This window comes from Chloroflexus sp. (genome assembly GCF_034435895.1).
Taxonomy (GTDB): domain Bacteria; phylum Chloroflexota; class Chloroflexia; order Chloroflexales; family Chloroflexaceae; genus Chloroflexus.
In genome coordinates, this window is the sequence record NZ_DAOTWH010000192.1 from 1 (window position 1) to 17043 (window position 17043).

The 17043-nt window shown below is 59.0% G+C and carries 14 protein-coding genes; 12 read left to right on the top strand and 2 right to left on the bottom strand.

Annotated elements, in window-relative coordinates; genetic code table 11:
* The first annotated feature begins 270 nt into the window (after positions 1-270).
* From U9R81_RS11295 to U9R81_RS11320, 6 genes are all read left to right on the top strand, one after another.
* Complete coding sequence (locus U9R81_RS11295; protein WP_322495555.1) at positions 271-918, top strand: DedA family protein; 648 nt, start codon at positions 271-273, stop codon at positions 916-918.
* Positions 919-940: 22 nt separating this feature from the next.
* On the top strand, positions 941-2224 hold the full coding sequence (locus U9R81_RS11300; RefSeq protein ID WP_322495556.1) for a HAMP domain-containing sensor histidine kinase: 1284 nt from the start codon (positions 941-943) through the stop codon (positions 2222-2224).
* Positions 2225-2228: 4 nt separating this feature from the next.
* On the top strand, positions 2229-2777 hold the full coding sequence (locus U9R81_RS11305; protein ID WP_322495557.1) for an NUDIX hydrolase: 549 nt from the start codon (positions 2229-2231) through the stop codon (positions 2775-2777).
* 73 nt (positions 2778-2850) lie between these two features.
* A complete protein-coding gene (trmB, locus tag U9R81_RS11310; RefSeq protein WP_066791719.1) occupies positions 2851-3525 on the top strand; it encodes a tRNA (guanine(46)-N(7))-methyltransferase TrmB in 675 nt (224 codons plus the stop codon).
* Positions 3526-3570: 45 nt separating this feature from the next.
* On the top strand, positions 3571-3831 hold the full coding sequence (locus tag U9R81_RS11315) for a YkgJ family cysteine cluster protein (RefSeq protein WP_322495558.1): 261 nt from the start codon (positions 3571-3573) through the stop codon (positions 3829-3831).
* Positions 3832-4101: 270 nt separating this feature from the next.
* Entirely contained in the window at positions 4102-4509 is a 408-nt protein-coding gene (locus tag U9R81_RS11320; protein ID WP_066791535.1) for a hypothetical protein, read from the top strand.
* Between the two features lie 97 nt (positions 4510-4606).
* Here U9R81_RS11320 and U9R81_RS11325 read toward each other — a convergent pair whose 3' ends face one another.
* Positions 4607-5329 carry an LrgB family protein gene (locus tag U9R81_RS11325; protein WP_322495559.1) on the bottom strand — a complete coding sequence of 241 codons (723 nt, stop codon included), beginning with the start codon at positions 5327-5329 and terminating at the stop codon, positions 4607-4609.
* A gap of 9 nt (positions 5330-5338) precedes the next feature.
* Positions 5339-5677, bottom strand: coding sequence for a CidA/LrgA family protein (locus U9R81_RS11330; RefSeq protein WP_322495560.1), 339 nt, complete (start codon positions 5675-5677; stop codon positions 5339-5341).
* 527 nt (positions 5678-6204) lie between these two features.
* On the opposite strand from U9R81_RS11330, the gene der reads away from it, so the two are divergent.
* From der to U9R81_RS11360, 6 genes are all read left to right on the top strand, one after another.
* On the top strand, positions 6205-7554 hold the full coding sequence (gene der, locus U9R81_RS11335; protein ID WP_322495561.1) for a ribosome biogenesis GTPase Der: 1350 nt from the start codon (positions 6205-6207) through the stop codon (positions 7552-7554).
* Positions 7555-7647: 93 nt separating this feature from the next.
* Positions 7648-9816, top strand: coding sequence for a glycogen debranching protein GlgX (gene glgX / locus U9R81_RS11340; RefSeq protein ID WP_322495562.1), 2169 nt, complete (start codon positions 7648-7650; stop codon positions 9814-9816).
* A gap of 106 nt (positions 9817-9922) precedes the next feature.
* Positions 9923-10138, top strand: coding sequence for a hypothetical protein (locus U9R81_RS11345; protein WP_322495563.1), 216 nt, complete (start codon positions 9923-9925; stop codon positions 10136-10138).
* A gap of 492 nt (positions 10139-10630) precedes the next feature.
* Positions 10631-13360, top strand: coding sequence for a hybrid sensor histidine kinase/response regulator (locus U9R81_RS11350; RefSeq protein WP_322495564.1), 2730 nt, complete (start codon positions 10631-10633; stop codon positions 13358-13360).
* Between the two features lie 96 nt (positions 13361-13456).
* Positions 13457-14062 carry a DJ-1/PfpI family protein gene (locus tag U9R81_RS11355; protein WP_322495565.1) on the top strand — a complete coding sequence of 202 codons (606 nt, stop codon included), beginning with the start codon at positions 13457-13459 and terminating at the stop codon, positions 14060-14062.
* 193 nt (positions 14063-14255) lie between these two features.
* Positions 14256-17043 (top strand): VWA domain-containing protein (locus U9R81_RS11360; RefSeq protein ID WP_322495566.1); only part of this gene is annotated, 2788 nt, incomplete at its 3' end.

Genomic DNA, 17043 nt, shown 5'->3' on the forward strand with positions numbered 1-17043 from the left:
GCGCTAGCGCGGGAGCGGGGCTGGGGGTGAGGGCTGCCCCTCCCCCAGCGGGGGAGGGGTTGGGGGTGGGGGCAACCCACAAAACCTCTGCGCCCATTTGCGCTCTTCGCGCCTTTGCGTGTATCATTCTCTGCGCCTTTGCTCCCTTTGCGCCTGAGATGGACAGCCGTCCGTCTCTATAGTTCCTACTTGACGCCGGCCCAGCGATCCTCTACCATACCTGAAGCGCAGCTTGGCGCACTAGCACACAGCCATACGGAGAACGTCTGCATGGGTCGCATCCTCGAACAGCTTGGGCTCTGGATTGAAAGCATTATCATAGCCATCGGCTATCCCGGCATTACGCTGGTGATGCTAGCCGAAAATCTCTTCCCCCCGATCCCCTCTGAATTAGTCATGCCCTTCGCCGGCTTCTTGGTCGGGCGCGGCGAGATGAATCTCTTTTTGGCGATTGGCGCCGGCACGCTCGGTTCAGTCTTAGGCGCAATTGTGCTCTACTATATTGGGATGCTGGCTGGCGAGCCGCTCGTGCGGCCCTTCTTCCGCAATTATGGCCGGTTCTTCCTGCTGTCTGAGCAGGATCTCGATAAGGCGCTCCATGCCTTTACCACCCACGGCGATGTGATCGTGCTCGGCGGGCGCGTGATCCCGATCATTCGCAGCTTGATCTCGCTGCCGGCAGGGATGAACCGCATGCCGATGGGCCGGTTTTTGCTCTTTACCACGATCGGTTCGACCATCTGGACGTCGCTGCTCACCATTGGCGGCGTGATCTTGGGCGCCAACTGGGAATTCGTGATCGAGATTGTTGACCAGTACCAGAAACTGGTGCTGGTAGTGTTGGCGATTGCCGCCGTGGTCTTTGTCGTGCAGCGGTTGCGCGACCTGCGCGGCATGGCGCTCAGCCGCAGCGAATGATGAGGCTGAGTAAGCTGCCTATATGACGCACGATGCTCACCGTTCAGTCACCGAGCCGTATATCGCCTTGAGCCAGTTCTCGCCGCTAACGGTGAATGAACGGGGATTGTGTGGCGTGCTCGCCCAATGGTTGCCCCCACCCACGTGGTTGATCATCGGGCCGGTGGCATGGCCGGTAGCAGGCGGGGCGGCGCGTCCAGCGCCGATCTGGCCATTCCCGGCGAGCCGGACGTCGCTAACAGAGCTGCCAGTGTTAGGTGAATGGGTGGGGATGGATGGGTGCTGGGAACCGCTGATTGCGCGCGGCAGCGTGTGTGGCGGCCTCATTGTGCTGGATGCGACGCCGGTCGCGCCAGCGTTGCTTGATCAACTGGCGCCATGGGTTGATGTCATCCATGCCCGGCGGAGCGCAGCGCGGCAGATGATTTGGCACTCCATGCTCTTGCAGATCAAGGCCCGCTACGCTGCCGGCGAAGAGCGCAGCGCGTTGCTGGCTGAGGTGTTCAAGGCGTGTCTTGGTCTTACTTTCCAACCGGCGACTGATGCGCAGGCATTGACGAGCGACGCGCTGAACATCACTGGCCGTTCACGCCCGCTCTGGCCCGATGAGGCTGCATTTATCGAGCTGGCGTTAGCTGTCACCCATCCGGCCATCCAGCAAGCACGGGTGCTCGGTTTGGCGGCGGCAGGCATTGCCCACGATATCAATAATCTCTTGACGGTCATTTTAGGACGCGCGCAGTTGCTCGAACTTGATGTGGTCGGGGATCAAGTCGCTGATTTGCAGATGATCGAGAGCGCAGCCGAGATTGGTGCGGCCAGTGCGCGCCGGTTGCAACGCTTCGTGCAGCTTGAGCAGTTGCCGGCCCAGCCGGTGGATTTGGCCGCGATTGCGCGCGCGGCAGTCACGGTCGCTGAACGTGACATAATACGACGCGATAATATTGCGCTGATTGCTGAGATCGCTGAGCAGCCGCTGGCTGCCGGCGAAGCGAGCTTGCTGCATACCGCGTTGGTCAATCTGATCGCTGCCGCCGCGCAGGCATTGCCGCATGGCGGGGTGATTCGCGTGACCAGCGGCGCCGATGAACGCTTCGTTTGGATCGAGATCGCCGATCCCGGTCTGCCGCCTAATACCGATCTGCAAACTGTCTCGGCGCAAACGCAGCGCGCCCATACGATCGAGCTAGCCATTGCCCGCCAGACGGCGCGCATTCATCATGGCCACCTGCGGATCATGGCCGATCCGGCTGGTGGGACTGTCACCCAGTTGTTGATACCGCGTCTACATGAAAGAGATGGATAGCTTTATGCCGGCGTGGCATGTGCGCGAACGAGAAGTCTTGCTTCATCATCCGCCGTTCCTCACCGTTGAGCGGCATCATGTGGTGTTGCCCGATGGCCGTGAGATCCCGAATTGGCAATGGGTGATTACGCCGGAATATGTGAATGTGGCGGCTATCACTGCCGACCATCGCTTTGTGCTCTTCCGCCAAGAGAAGTATGCTGTCGAGGGATTGTCGCTGGCGCCAGTGGGAGGTTATCTCGAACCGGGTGAGGATCCGTTGCTGGCGGCGCAGCGCGAATTGCGTGAAGAGAGCGGCTATGCTGCATCTGAGTGGGAACATCTGGGCCGTTATACCGTTGATGGCAACCGCGGCGCTGGTGTGGCCCATCTCTACCTTGCTTGGGGAGCGACCTTTGTCGGCAAGGGTGAGAGCGATGATCTCGAAGCGCAAGAATTGGTTTTGCTGACGGTGGATGAAGTGCGGCAGGCATTGGCTGCCGGTGAGTTTAAAGTGTTGGCGTGGGCGACTGTCATAGCGCTCGCCTTGTTGCGTTTGCAAGATCAGCTATGATGTGAAGGTAAACTGCGTATTAGAAGCGTATATTTCATATACGCCTGCGCAGTTTGCTATCTGCCAATCACCTATGGGTCGCGGTCGTTATCCTGCTCGGTTAAAAGTCACTGCGCCGCCGCCAGAGTTGGCGGAGCGGTATTATCGTTCGTGGCCGGCGCACGCGCTGTACCATACGCCGGAACGCTTTCCGCCGCTGAGCGCCGAAGGCTTGTTTGGGCGCAGCGCACCGTTGACGCTTGAGTTCGGGTGCGCTACCGGCGAGTATCTGTGCGCACTGGCGGCAGCGCAGCCGGACGCGTGTTTCGTTGGCGTCGATATTGTGGCCAAACCGCTCTACCGGGCGGTGGAACGGGCCACGATGCTGAATCTCGCCAATATTCTCTTTCTTCACGCCGATGCGCGGCTGCTCTACCAGCGCATTCCTGATGCGGCGTTGGCAACGATCATTCTCCATTTCCCGCCACCACTGCTGCGCAACCGGCAACGGAACCAGTTGCTCGTCTCGCCGCAGATGCTGGCATGCGCTGCCCGCGCGCTTGTACCCAGCGGCTATCTCAGCTTTCTTACCGACCACCCCGACCTGTTCGCACTGATGCAAGAGCTGCTGTCCAATTTCCCGGCGTTACGCGCGCGACCGGCCTCGCCAAGCGAGTTGGCCGTCTTTGAGTCGCACTATCACCGGCGTTGGGCAGCGCGCGGGCGTGAGATCAGCGGGTTCCGGATCGAACGGATCGCGGAGGGGTGACATTCTTGCCCTGAAACGATACGCTCTGGCTGAGGGGAGCATGCGATGGAATGTCGGGTTGGGTGCGGCGCCTGTTGCATCGCTCCTTCGATCTCGTCACCGATCCCGGGTATGCCGCATAGCAAACCGGCGGGAGTGCGCTGTGTCCAGTTAACGGCAGACAATCGCTGCGCGCTGTACGGCAAACCAGAACGTCCGGCAGTGTGCGTCCGGCTGCGACCGCACCCTGAGATGTGCGGCACAAGCGCTGATGAAGCGATGCGGTTGCTCAACGCGCTCGAACTCGCCACCCAACCTGAGAAATGACTGAAATGTAAGCTCGCAGTGGTGAAACCTGCAACTCTGCCGCGCCGATTTGCGTTATTATTGCAGGAACAAAAATCGCTGCGGCCCCCCCCACATGGAAAGGATCTTGTAACAAAATTGGGGTATCATACATGTGGGGGACAGGCAGGCGATCAACGCACACCGCAGTGCGCGCTCCCACTCTCATGGACTCTGTTTAGGGGTGTCGAAGCGGGCCGGTCCCGTGCCAAGGGGCACATACCGGATCGACACTCGGGAAAGGAAGCCGCAGTGACTGACTTCGATCTAGACCGTTTGAGCATACCTGAGCTCGAACGACTGCGGGACGCGATTAACCAGCGCCTGCTGCAACTGCGCTACGGTACGCCGCGTTCGCTGCCCGAACTGTTGCGCATGTTGGAGGAGGTCAAGGTCGTCCTGAGCGATCAGGGCAAGGAGTGGCGCTCGCTTGAGCGTTGGCAATGGATGGATGGCCAGATTCGCTTCTGGCTGAACCCGGCCGATCAGGTGCATTACCGCGCCGGCTGGTATACAATTGACGAACTGATCCTCTGGTCGCAGGATCGTGGCCCGGTGCTCGTCCCGCAGGAGGAAGAGGAAGAAGATTTAGAGAGTTGGACGGAGATTAACGGCGTGCGCATCCGTTGGTTGCCTGACGGCACGATGGAGCGCCTGTAGCGGCAGGTTTCAAACCTGCCGCCACTTCGCCGCCAACATGCCGGTGAGCGCCAGCTCGCTGCATCAGGGTGCGTGCTGCCGTTCGTCCGTCTTACCCTTATAAACCCAGCCAGCGCGCCAGCAACGGCGCGAGCAGCGAGGTCATTGCGCCGTTTAATCCCATCGCGAGACCAGCCAGCGCGCCGGCCTCGCTGCTGAATTGCAACGAGCGCGCGGTGCCAAGGCCGTGCGAAGCCAACCCCAGCGCAAAGCCGCGCTCGCTGTCGTCGCGCACGCCAACAAGGCCGAGTAACTCCCAGCCAAACAACGCCCCCATCATGCCGGTAACGATCACGATCACTGCCGTTAGCGACGGCAGGCCGCCTAATTGCTCGGCGATGCCCATCGCGATCGGTGTGGTGATCGATTTCGGCGCCAGCGAGCGTAATGTTTGCTCGGAAAGCCCCGCCAGTCTCCCGGCAAGCACCGCCGCTGTGATGCCGGTCGCCGAACCAACGACGAGACCGGCTAGCGCCGGCCAGAAGATGCGGCGCAACGTGCGCTCTGACTCATACAATGGAATGGCCAGCGCCACCGTTGCTGGTCCCAACAGAAAATGCACAAATTGCGCGCCGTCAAAATAGGTAGCGTAAGGGGTGCCGGTCAGCAGCAAAATACTGACCAGCGCGATAATCGAGAGCAGCACCGGATTGAGTAGCGGCGGCGAACCAAACCGGCGGCTGATCAGTGTCATTGCCCGATAGACGGCGATGGTCGCCGTTAACCAGAGCAATGGCGTTTGGGCAAGGTAGACCCAGATCGAGAAAATGCGATCATCCATCGTGTGCCATCACTTTCTCCGGCGCAGCCAGTGGACGGTGAGACCGGTTATCAGTAACGTTATTGACGTCGAAACCACAATTGCCGCCAACAAAGGCGCTCCTTCGCGGGCCAGCAAGGGCAGGTGAATCATCACCCCCACGCCTGCCGGCACAAACAGGAGCGGGAGGTTGGCTAAAATGCCGTGGGCCGTATTGCTGAGCGCTTCGGGCGGCCCGCCGCGCCAGCGCAAGATGGCAAAGAGCAGCAGCATGCCGACCACCGGCCCGGGCACCGGCAGGTTGAGGCCGCGGCTTAACACTTCGCCGATCAGTTGGAAGAGCAGAATGCCGAGGAGTGCGTCAATCATGAGATGTCCTCTCCACACAGCGCGATAGCCTCTATGCCACACCTTTGCTGTCATTGCTAAGTGTATCTGAAGTGGCGCAACTCTTTGTTGCTCCACCGAGACCGTCTAACAAAGACGCGCAGAAACGCAGAGGATGATCAACGCAACGACGCGAAGAAACGCAAAGCGCGCAAGGTGGTCAGGAATAATTATCATCCGCAGCGATGATCGGCCCCCACCCCAGCCCTCCCCCGCTGGGGGAGGGAGTCGTCCACCTCCCCCCAGTGGGGAGGGAGACAGGGAGGGGCCAGTAGAGACGGACGGATGTCCGTCTCCGCTACAATGCCACGGCATCCATGCGGCTAAGCCGCAGCAGATGATCACCGCAAAGGGCGCAAAGGGGTGAAAAAATGATGATCATCCTCTGCGACCACTGCGGTAAAAAAACATAATCGCCCTGCTCAATCGCAACCTGCTGCCAACTTGCGCCCAATACCCACTATAATAGAACCCGGAGGACGCATCTCTGTCAGCGTCCGGGAGGAGTTATGACAAAACCGATTGTGGCCATCGTAGGCCGCCCGAATGTTGGTAAATCAACCTTCTTCAACCGCTTGATCGGCGAGCGCCGCGCGATTATTGAAGATATTCCCGGTACGACCCGTGATCGTTTGTACGGCGATACCTTTTGGAACGGGCGTGAGTTTACGGTGGTCGATACCGCCGGCATTCTGTTTGGCGATGACGATCTAACACTGCCTGAGGCAGAGATCAATCGCCGCACGCGCGCTCAAGCCGAACACGCGATCGCCGAGGCCGACGCCATCATTTTTATGGTTGATGGCCGTGATGGTCTTACCGCGGCTGATGCTGAGGTTGCCGCTATTTTGCGCACCACCGCCAAACCGGTGGTGTTGGCCGTAAATAAGTGCGATAGCCAAGAGCGTATGCTCGATGCGGTTGAGTTTTATGCGCTCAATCTCGGCGATCCAATCCCGATGAGCGCCTTTCACGGCTTAGGCACCGGCGATGTGCTCGACCGGCTGACCGAGCATTTCCCGCCGCAGACGTTTGAGCAAGCGGAAGAGCGCCATCTGCGGGTGGCGATTGTGGGCCGGCCCAATGTCGGCAAGTCCTCGTTGCTCAACCGGTTGCTTGGCCAAGAGCGCAGCGTGGTCAGCCCCGTCCCCGGCACCACCCGCGATCCGATTGACACCACGATCACCTATCACGGCGAGCCGATCACGCTGATTGACACCGCCGGCATTCGCCGCGCCGGCAAGATCGAACGCGGGATCGAGAAATATAGCGTCTTGCGCACGTTGCGCGCGATTGAACGGTGCGATGTGGCGCTGCTGCTGATCGATGCTACTGAAGGTGTCACTGCTCAAGACACCCATATTGCCGGGATGGTGGTCGAAGCGAAAAAAGGCATCATCCTTGTGGTCAACAAGTGGGATGCGGTCGTCAAAGATTCGCATACATACTACGAGTTTGAAGAGCGGGTGCGTGAAGCCTTTAAGTTCGTCGATTACGCGCCAATCGTCTTCGTGTCGGCGCTAACTGGCCAGCGCGTTAGCCATCTGCTCGACTATGCTCGCGAAGTGTATGCGCAACGCCAGAAGCGGGTGCCGACCAGCGAGTTGAATGCCTTTTTGCGGGAAGCGGTGTTGCAACAACCGCCGATGGCCGTCAAGAAGGGCGCGCATTTGCGGTTGTACTATGCAGTACAACCGCAAACCGAACCGCCGGTCTTTCTCTTTTTCGCTAACGACGGTGAGTTAGTGCATTGGTCATATGCCCGTTACCTCGAAAACCGGCTGCGCGAACGGTATGGGTTTCAGGGCACGCCAATTGTTATCGTCTTCCGTTCGCGGGAACGGAAAGAGAACGACTAACCACACTCGCGTAGCTCTTTCGCAAGGCAGCGTGCAGGAGGCTATTGGTGGCCGGCTTGCTCGTTGCCTGCTTGTTTTACGGAGGTTGTGATCATGCATGTCACCGATGTCTGGCCGGGCCGTCCGTATCCGCTCGGCGCAACGTGGGACGGTGAGGGGGTAAATTTCGCCCTCTTTTCGGCCCATGCCACTCGGGTTGAGTTATGCCTCTTCGATAGCCCAACTGCGCCGCGTGAGGCGGTGCGGGTGATCCTTCCCGAACGCACCGATGATGTCTGGCATGCCTATATTCCCGGTTTGCGCCCCGGCCAGCTTTATGGCTACCGGGTCTATGGCCCTTACACGCCGCAACAGGGTCATCGGTTCAATCCGTATAAATTACTGATCGATCCCTATGCGCGCGCCCTATATGGCGAATTGCGTTGGGATAAGGCCAACTACGGTTATCGCGTTGACAGCCCTTACGGCGATCTGACGATTGGCAAGCGCGATAGTGCGCCGTATGTGCCTCGCTCAGTCGTGATCGATCCGCACTTTGATTGGGGTGATGATCGGCCACCTGATATTCCGTTGGCCGACTCGGTGATCTACGAGCTGCACGTCAAGGGGTTTACCAAACTGCACCCGGAAGTGCCGGAAGCCTTGCGCGGATCCTACGCCGGCCTTGCCTCGCCTTCGATCATCGCGTACCTCAAAGCGTTAGGGGTCACGGCAGTCGAACTCTTGCCGGTGCAGGCTTTCATTACCGATCAGTTTCTGGCCGATCGCGGCCTGACCAACTATTGGGGATACCAGCCTATCAACTACTTTAGCCCGGAACCGCGCTATGCCAGCCAGCGCGCTCCGCAGGCGCAAGTGAATGAGTTTAAGCACCTAGTCAAAGCGTTGCACGCCGCCGGGATCGAAGTGATTATCGATGTCGTCTATAACCATACCGGCGAGGGCAACCATCTCGGCCCCACCCTGAGTTTCCGCGGGATTGATAATGCGTCGTATTACCGGTTAGTGCCCGATCAGCCGCGTTACTACCTCGACGATACCGGCACCGGCAACAGCCTCAATATGAATAACCAGCGCGCCTTGCAGATGGTGCTCGACTCATTGCGCTACTGGGTGACCGAGATGCATGTCGATGGGTTCCGGTTTGATTTGGCGCGCACGTTGGCCCGTGGCCCTGCCGGTTCGGATCAGCCAAGTCCTTTCTTTGCCATGGTGCGGCAAGACCCGGTGCTCGCGCGCGTCAAACTGATCGCCGAACCGTGGGATGTCGGTTTTGATGGCTATTGGGTGGGGCGTTTTCCGTCACCGTGGGCCGAGTGGAATGGACGCTACCGCGATACGGTTCGCCGCTTCTGGAAGGGCGATGCTGGGCAAGCCGCCGAGTTCGCTTCGCGCTTTATGGGGTCGATGGATCTCTACCAGCACAACGGTCGCCGGCCCTATCACTCGATCAACTTTGTCACCGCTCACGATGGCTTCACCCTGCGCGATCTCGTTTCCTACAACGAGAAACACAACGAGGCCAACGGCGAAGCGAACCGTGATGGAGATACCCATAACAACTCGTGGAATTGCGGCATAGAGGGGCCAACCGCTGATCCTGACATCCGCGCGTTGCGGTTGCGCCAGATGATGAATTTCATCGCCACCCTGTTCTTATCGCAAGGCACGCCAATGCTCTTGGCGGGTGACGAACGCGGGCGCACGCAGCAGGGCAACAACAACGCTTACTGTCAAGACAACCCGATTTCGTGGGTGGATTGGCGGCCTGATGCGGAGGCGCAACTCCTGCTAGACTTCACCCAGCGCGTGATCGCCTTCCGCCGCGCGCATCCAGTCTTGCGCCGGCGCCATTTCTTCGCCGGCAGTCTCGGCAATGCCGAGTACGACGTTGAGTGGCTCAGTCCTGATGGCCAAGAGGTGAGCGCCGAGTTGTGGCAGCAACCTGATCTGCGTTGTATTGGTCTCTTGCTCAATGGGGCGGTGATTGACGATCGCACCGAACGGGGCGAACCGATGCGCGATGATGTGTTACTGGTGCTGATTAACGCCAGTGATGAAGCGGTGCCGTTCATCTTGCCCGATTGGCCTGACGATGCCGAATGGAACGTCGTGATCGATACCGCCCAACCCAACCTGCACGATCCGCTGCGGGTGACCGATCAGATGTATCACATTCAGCCGCGATCCTTGGCGGTTCTGGTCGAACGGATCGAAAACGAACCGCCGCTCCATATTGATCTGGCAGGATTGGCCAAGTAGCACACCGCTAGCTCTGGTACGTTTTAACGTGTTGGTAACAATTTCGTATGACCCATCAGTTATAGTGCGAGAAAGCAGGCATTACAGACATCCATAGGAGCCACTCATGCGCACTCGTCTGAAGTTGAAACCCGGCCAACGTGGAACCAAGAAGTTGCAGGCAATGTATGGCGATCGCCTCGTCTGCGTGCGTTATCGCTACGATGCCGAACAGGGTCGTCGTCTCAAAACGATTGAGCTGATCGTGGAAGAGAAAGAATGGTCGCCCCGTGATCGGTATGAATCGGTAGAAGCGGGTTTCGATCATATGTCGGCGGATTAGCTGGCATCAGCAACTAGGCTGGTAGAGACGTCGGGTAGCTGCGTCTCTACATTGACAGACACTGCTCTCTGAAGAGCGATGATGGTGGTGAGGACGACGCTGGCGTCGCCCTCGCAGTATTTATGGCTCAACCATTGCCAATCCAACCGTTTATGCGATGGTTAAGGTATGCTCATGCGCACCGGGGGTGATACAAAAACGATGCGCCTCCATGCAGGCTCTGCGATGATTGAGGTGTCTGCGCACCTTTGCTATGATGTAAGACGCAGCCAATCGTTATACCTGCGAAGTTGCGCTATAAAAGCAAGGCTAAGAATGGTATGATGGAATAAGGTCTCTTGACGGTACGTCTTGACGAATTATATGGGATGGGAACGCACCAACCGTACCTTGTCGCTGGTTGCAGCGACGGTGCGGGGTTAGCGGTGATTACGTCGTTGCCCTGCCGATGATCACCATCGGTATCGCTAGAGATTTAGCATGGAGCGCTTGGTGACGCAGTCTCACTTTGATGAACCCACCCAATCAGCCGACCTCTTCCAACAGATGGCTGATTTACAGGCGGAACTAGCCCGGTTGCGCGAGCAAAACCGTTTTCTGCTAGCTGCGGTTAATGAAATGGCAAGCGGGATGGTTGTCACCGATGCCGGACCCGATTATCCCATTATCTTTGCCAACCGGGCGTTCAGTGTCATCACCGGTTATGGGCCGGACGAAATTCTTGGCCGTAATTGTCGCTTTTTGCAAGGGCCGCAGACTGATTGGGCGGTGGTGGCGCGGATTCGCGAAGCGATCGCCGCTGCGCGTCCGATCCATACCCGCTTGCTCAATTATCGCAAAGATGGCCAACCCTTTTGGAATCAACTCGCGATCAGTCCAGTGCGGGATGAGACCGAGCAGGTGGTCGCGTTTGTCGGCTTGCAGACCGATGTCACTGCGCAAGTCACGGTTGAACAGGTGCTGGCCGAACGCGAACGGTTGCTGCGCGCCGTTGGCAAGATGGCGAGTGTGGGTGGGTGGGAATTGGATCTGACGACGCGGCAGATGGTGTGGTCGGAAGAGATGTTCGCCATCCACGAGTTGCCGGTGGGAGAACCACCCTCGCCGGAAGCGGCATTGTGGTTCTACCCGCCGGAGGTTCATCACCTGATCGATCAAGCGTTTCGGCATTGTCTTGCCACTGGAGAGCCTTGGGATCTCGAATTGCCATTCCGCACCGCGCGCGGCAATTTGCGCTGGATCCGCTCGATTGGCCAGCCGGTCTGGGACGCAGGGCGGATTGTCAAACTGCGCGGCACCTTCCAAGACATCACCCGCAGTAAAGAGACCGAGCTGGCCTTGCGCGCCAGCGAGCAGCGCTACCGTATGCTGGCCGATCTGTTGCCGGGGACGATCGTATTGATGTTCGACACCGATCTGCGCCTCACCCTTGTTGCCGGCGCGGAATTAACCCGGTTTGGCGTTAACACTGCGCAGCTTGAGGGGCAATTGTTGCCGGATATCTTGCCCGAACCGCACCGCTCTGAGCTGTTGCCGCTGTGTTATGAGGTGTTGGCCGGCACTCCCTACCATATTGACTATGTCTTTAACCGTGAAGTGTTCGATACGGCCCTGTTACCGGTTGAGATTACACCGGGTCAGATCATCGGCGGCTTGATCGTGGGCCGCAATAGTACCGTCGAACGGCAAATCGCGGTTGATCTCTTGCGCGCAAAAGAGGCGGCTGAACAAGCTGAACGAGCGCGTTCCGCCTTCCTTGCCTCGATCAGCCATGAAATCCGTACGCCGCTCAATGCCGTCATTGCCAGCGCCGAATTGCTCTTGACCAGCGCCTTGCCGGAAACGCAGCGCTCGTTGGCCTTGACAATCCGGGTTGGCGGCGAGGCATTGCTCGCGATTGTCAATAATGTGCTTGATCTGTCCAAAATGGAGGCGGGGCGGCTTGAGATTGTCGCTGAACCGGTTGATTTGCGGGCAATTGTTGACGCAGTGATAACCCTGTTCCGTCGTGACGCCGAGTGGAAGGGATTAGCGTTTAACGCCGCGATTGATCCGGCATTGCCATCGTTGGTGATGGCTGACGGCACGCGCTTGCGCCAGATCTTGATTAATCTTGTCAGTAATGCAATCAAGTTTACCGATCGAGGCAGCGTGTTAGTCAAGGTTGATATGGCTAATCCCAATCCCGATCGTCCGCAGGTGACGATCGCTGTGCGTGATACCGGGATCGGCATCGCCGCTGAGCAATTACCGCGCCTCTTCCAGCCGTTTACCCAACTTGACGTGGAACGCGCGCGGCGGGGTGGCGCTGGTCTTGGCTTAGCCATTAGCGCCAAATTAGCACATGTGATGGGTGGTGAGCTGAGCGTGGCCAGCCAGCTGGGCCAAGGATCGACGTTTACCTTGCGGCTGCCGGTGCAGTGGTTTGCTGCACCAGAGGCAGCCCCAGCGCCGGAGGAGACTTCAACGCCCGAACTCTCCGCTTCGTTACAGGTGTTGGTCGCTGAAGATAATGAGATCAATCAGCAAGTAGCGCTGCATCTATTGTGCGTCTTGGGCCATCACGTCACGATTGTTGCGAATGGCCGCGAGGCAGTGCAGGCCGTTCAGCACCATCCGTTTGACGTGGTGCTGATGGATCTGCAAATGCCAGAGATGGACGGCGAAGAAGCGACCCGCCAGATCCGCGCGCTCGGTGATCAGATCCGGCAGCCGCGGATTATCGCCCTCACCGCGTACGCCTTTGCCGGGATGCGCGAGCGGTGTTTGGCCGCAGGGATGGATGGCTTTCTCAACAAGCCGGTGCGGTTGCAAGATTTGCACCAAGCCTTGCAGCCGCGCGTTCAAACGATGATGCCTATTACGAGTGCGAGTCCGGCCGTTCGTGATCAAGTGATCGATTGGAAAATCTTTAGCGAACTACTGGCGGCGCTTGGCGAGGATCAAGTTGAGATGGCCGCCAAGGCGCGCGAGTTGATCCGGCGCGAGTTTCAGCAGCAACTCGAACAGTTAGCTTCCTCGATCGCCTATGCTGATACCGAGCAGACCCGGCGGATTGTGCATCGCCTCAAGGGAGGCGCACACCAAGTCGGCGCGGTGCGGGTGGTAGCGGCGGCGCAGGCGCTTGAGCATGCCGCCGCAAGCCAAATGCCGCTCGATCCGTTGTTGAGCGCCTTGCAACATGCGGTCGCCGAGACGCTGCGCTTGCTCGAAGCTGGTTGACAGTTACGCCACACCGTGTTACCGTAGAATCATCCTAGCCGGCAACATAGCAACAGGGTGGTTGCATTCGTTTAACCGTTCAGAGAGGAGCAGGCCATGGCAAAGAAGATCCTCTTTCTCGTCGGCGACTATGTCGAAGATTACGAAGTGATGGTGCCGTTTCAGGCGCTCGCCGCGCTTGGCTATCAGGTGCATGCCGTTTGTCCGGGCAAGAAGGCCGGTGAATTCGTGCGCACTGCGGTGCATGACTTTGAAGGCGATCAGACCTACAGCGAGAAGCGGGGTCACAACTTCACCCTGAATAAGAACTTTGATGACGTGAATGAGCACGAGTACGATGCGCTGGTTATCCCCGGCGGGCGCGCGCCGGAGTATATCCGGCTCAATCCGCGCGTGCTTGAAATTGCGCGCCACTTCTTTACCGCCAATAAGCCAGTAGCGGCGATTTGCCACGGCTTGCAAGTCTTGGCGGCCGCTGGCGTGCTGAATGGTCGCCGTTGCACGGCGTATGCGGCGGTTGGCCCCGATCTGCCGCTGATTGGCGCTGAATATCACGAGTTGCCCGCCGATCAGGCGATTACCGATGGCAATCTCGTCACGGCGCCGGCATGGCCGGCTCACCCGGCATGGATTGCCCAATTCCTCAAGGTGCTCGGCGCCAAGATTGAAATTGAACCGCAAGCTGAGGCGGTAGGGGCGTAAAGCGATCACGAAAGGTTACAGCGTAGGGGCACAGCGTCGCTGTGCCCCTACGCTGTGCTTGCGATAAGCGGAACTTTTCCGGCGAGATCGCCGTCTTCAAAAAAAGTGCTGGTCTTGCCTTGTCATTACTGGCTATTCTCGGTACAATGCCAGTACGATCACATACCAACGTCTCACCGGCAAACGGTTGCCTATGCCATATATCTCCTTTATCTATCCTGAAGCGCTCTGGTTGCTCATTGTGCCGATCGGCATGGTCGCGCTCGCCTTACTCGCGCCGCGCCGGCTATCACCGTTCCGGTTCTGGGGCAGCCTGATCGTGCGCACGTTGGTCGCCACGGCCTTGGTCTTTGCCTTCGCTGGCATTCAATTGGTGCGCCCGGTCGATCGGTTGACGACGGTCTTCTTGCTCGATGGCAGCGATTCGATGCCGGCCTCGACCCGCGCGCAAGCCGAGGCGTTCATTCGCGCCGCCTTGCAAGAGATGCCGGCAGACGATCAAGCGGCGATTATCGTCTTTGGCGATAATGCGTTGGTTGAACGCGCGCCAGATAGCGATCGCCGGTTGGGCCGGATTACCTCGATCCCCATCGCGAATCGCACCAATATCGAGTCGGCTATTCAGCTTGGCATGGCGCTCTTCCCCGCCGATGCGCAAAAACGGTTGGTTTTGCTCTCTGATGGCGGTGAAAATAGCGGGCGAGCAATTGATGCGGCGCGGTTAGCGGCCAGCCGTGGCATTCCGATCGATATTGTCGATTTGACGTTGGTCGAAGCTGATGCTGAGGCGTTGGTGGCTAGCGTCGAGGCGCCCAATAGCGTGCGTGACGGCCAAGAGGCGCTGATTGTGGCGACTGTCGAGAGTAACGTTGCCCAAGCCGCTACGGTGCGGCTGATTGATGATACCGGCGTGGTGGCCGAACGCGCGCTTGAATTGTCGCCCGGCGCCACTCGCGTCGAGTTTGTGGTGCCGGTTGAGGGCAGTGGGTTCCGGCGCTATCGAGTGCAAGTGGAAGCTGCCCGTGACGGCAGAGTGCAAAATAACGAGGCTGCGGCCCTGATTAAGGTGCAAGGCCCGCCGCGGGTTTTGTTGATTGCGCGTAACGCTGCCGATGCTCGCCCGTTGGCGACGGCGTTGGTCGCCGCTGATATAGTGGCCGAGGTGATCTCGCCGGAAGCGGCGCCGCGTTCACTGGCTGACCTTAGCGCCTATGATGCCCTCGTGCTGGTGAATACGCCGGCTCGCGCATTGCCGATCGGTTTGATGCAAGCAATCCCCGGTTATGTGCGTGATTTAGGGCGCGGTTTGCTCATGATCGGCGGTGAAGATAGTTTTGGCGTCGGCGGCTATGGTCGCACCGCCGTCGAAGAAGTCCTCCCGGTGTATATGGATGTACGCAACCGTGAAATGCGGCCCGATCTGGCGATCGTTTTTGTGATCGATAAGTCGGGGTCAATGGATGCCTGCCATTGCGCCGATCCTGATCGTAATGCGCCGATAACGTCGTCGTCCGACCGGAAAATCGATATTGCCAAAGATGCGATTGCGCAGGCGACGGCGCTCTTGAGCTTGCAAGATACGGTTGGTGTAGTGACGTTCGATGGCGCTGCTTTCCCAACCTTTGCCGCCACTCGTGGCGCGACGGTCGAACAGGTTATGGAGGCGGTGGCGGGGGTCGAACCGCGCGGCCCCACCAATATTCGGGCCGGTTTGTTGCGCGCTGAAGAGATGCTGCAACAAGTTGACGCTCGCATCAAGCACATGATTCTGCTGACCGATGGCTGGGGCAGCGGTGGTGATCAGCTCGATATTGCCTCCCGGCTGCGTGAACAGGGGATTACGCTGACCGTCGTCGCCGCCGGGAGCGGCTCGGCCAGCTATTTGCAACAATTGGCGGCAGAGGGTGGCGGACGATACTATCCGGCGGCTGATATGGCTGATGTGCCGCAAATTTTTGTCCAAGAGACGATTACGACTATTGGTAATTATATTATTGAGCAGCCGTTTGTGCCGGTACGCTACGGCAGCAGCCCGATTCTGGCCGGTATTAGCACAATTCCGCCGCTCTATGGTTACAATGGCAGCACGCTCAAAGATACTGCGCAATTACTGCTGGCCACTGAAGACCAGCAGCCGATTTTGGCCACGTGGCAATTTGGCCTTGGCCGGAGCGCAGCGTGGTTGAGCGATGCTAAAGGCAAGTGGGCGCGCGACTGGATTGCATGGGAAGGTTTTCCCCGCTTTACCGCCCAATTGATCGAAGATCTGACGCCGCGCGGCGGGCAGGATGTCCGCGCAGAGGTAACTGTCGCCGGCGGCGAGACGATCATTCGCCTTGCCACGGCTGCAAGCCAGAATGATCTGACGGTGACAGCTACCCTGATCGGCGGTGATGGCTCACGGCGTGAGGTGCGGTTGACACAGGTCGCCCCCAACCAGTATCAGGCGCGGCTCGAAAGTCCTGTCCCCGGCACCTATTTAGTGCAGATTGCCGGCGCACGCGGTGATCGGGTCGTGATTCAAGAAACTGCCGGGATGGTCGTGCCGTATTCTTCAGAGTATCGCAGCGCACAGGCCAACCCCGGTTTACTGGCTGAGCTAGCGAATACGACCAAGGGTCGGTTTGTGACCGAGCCAGCCGCGGTGTTTACGCGCCTGAATCAAGTCTTTTCGGCGCAAGAGATCGCTTTTCCGCTGCTGTCATTAGCGTTGATCTTGCTGCCGGTTGATATTGCCCTCCGCCGGTTGATGGTGCGCCGCAGCGATTTTGGCCCGCTCGGCACGCTGGCCGGACGTTTGCGACCCGCTGGTGCAGTGCCGGTTGCTCCTGATCCGGTGTTGGGTCGTTTGCGCGCTGCCCGTGATCAGGCGCGGCGCCAGATGGCTGGTGAACGCACGCCGCTGCCGCCAGCTCCGCCGCCAGCTCCACCGCCGGCCCCGCCGCCGGCTGCCGCTGCTGAGGGTGATGAGGCGCTGGCTC

Bases quoted from the DNA above. Each gene is read 5' to 3' on its own strand.
- U9R81_RS11295 (WP_322495555.1), top strand. From the start codon at position 271: ATGGGTCGCATCCTCGAACAGCTTGGGCTCTGGATTGAAAGCATTATC.
- U9R81_RS11300 (WP_322495556.1), top strand. From the start codon at position 941: ATGACGCACGATGCTCACCGTTCAGTCACCGAGCCGTATATCGCCTTG.
- U9R81_RS11305 (WP_322495557.1), top strand. From the start codon at position 2,229: ATGCCGGCGTGGCATGTGCGCGAACGAGAAGTCTTGCTTCATCATCCG.
- trmB (WP_066791719.1), top strand. From the start codon at position 2,851: ATGGGTCGCGGTCGTTATCCTGCTCGGTTAAAAGTCACTGCGCCGCCG.
- U9R81_RS11315 (WP_322495558.1), top strand. From the start codon at position 3,571: ATGGAATGTCGGGTTGGGTGCGGCGCCTGTTGCATCGCTCCTTCGATC.
- U9R81_RS11325 (WP_322495559.1), bottom strand. From the start codon at position 5,329: ATGGATGATCGCATTTTCTCGATCTGGGTCTACCTTGCCCAAACGCCA.
- U9R81_RS11330 (WP_322495560.1), bottom strand. From the start codon at position 5,677: ATGATTGACGCACTCCTCGGCATTCTGCTCTTCCAACTGATCGGCGAA.
- der (WP_322495561.1), top strand. From the start codon at position 6,205: ATGACAAAACCGATTGTGGCCATCGTAGGCCGCCCGAATGTTGGTAAA.
- glgX (WP_322495562.1), top strand. From the start codon at position 7,648: ATGCATGTCACCGATGTCTGGCCGGGCCGTCCGTATCCGCTCGGCGCA.
- U9R81_RS11345 (WP_322495563.1), top strand. From the start codon at position 9,923: ATGCGCACTCGTCTGAAGTTGAAACCCGGCCAACGTGGAACCAAGAAG.
- U9R81_RS11355 (WP_322495565.1), top strand. From the start codon at position 13,457: ATGGCAAAGAAGATCCTCTTTCTCGTCGGCGACTATGTCGAAGATTAC.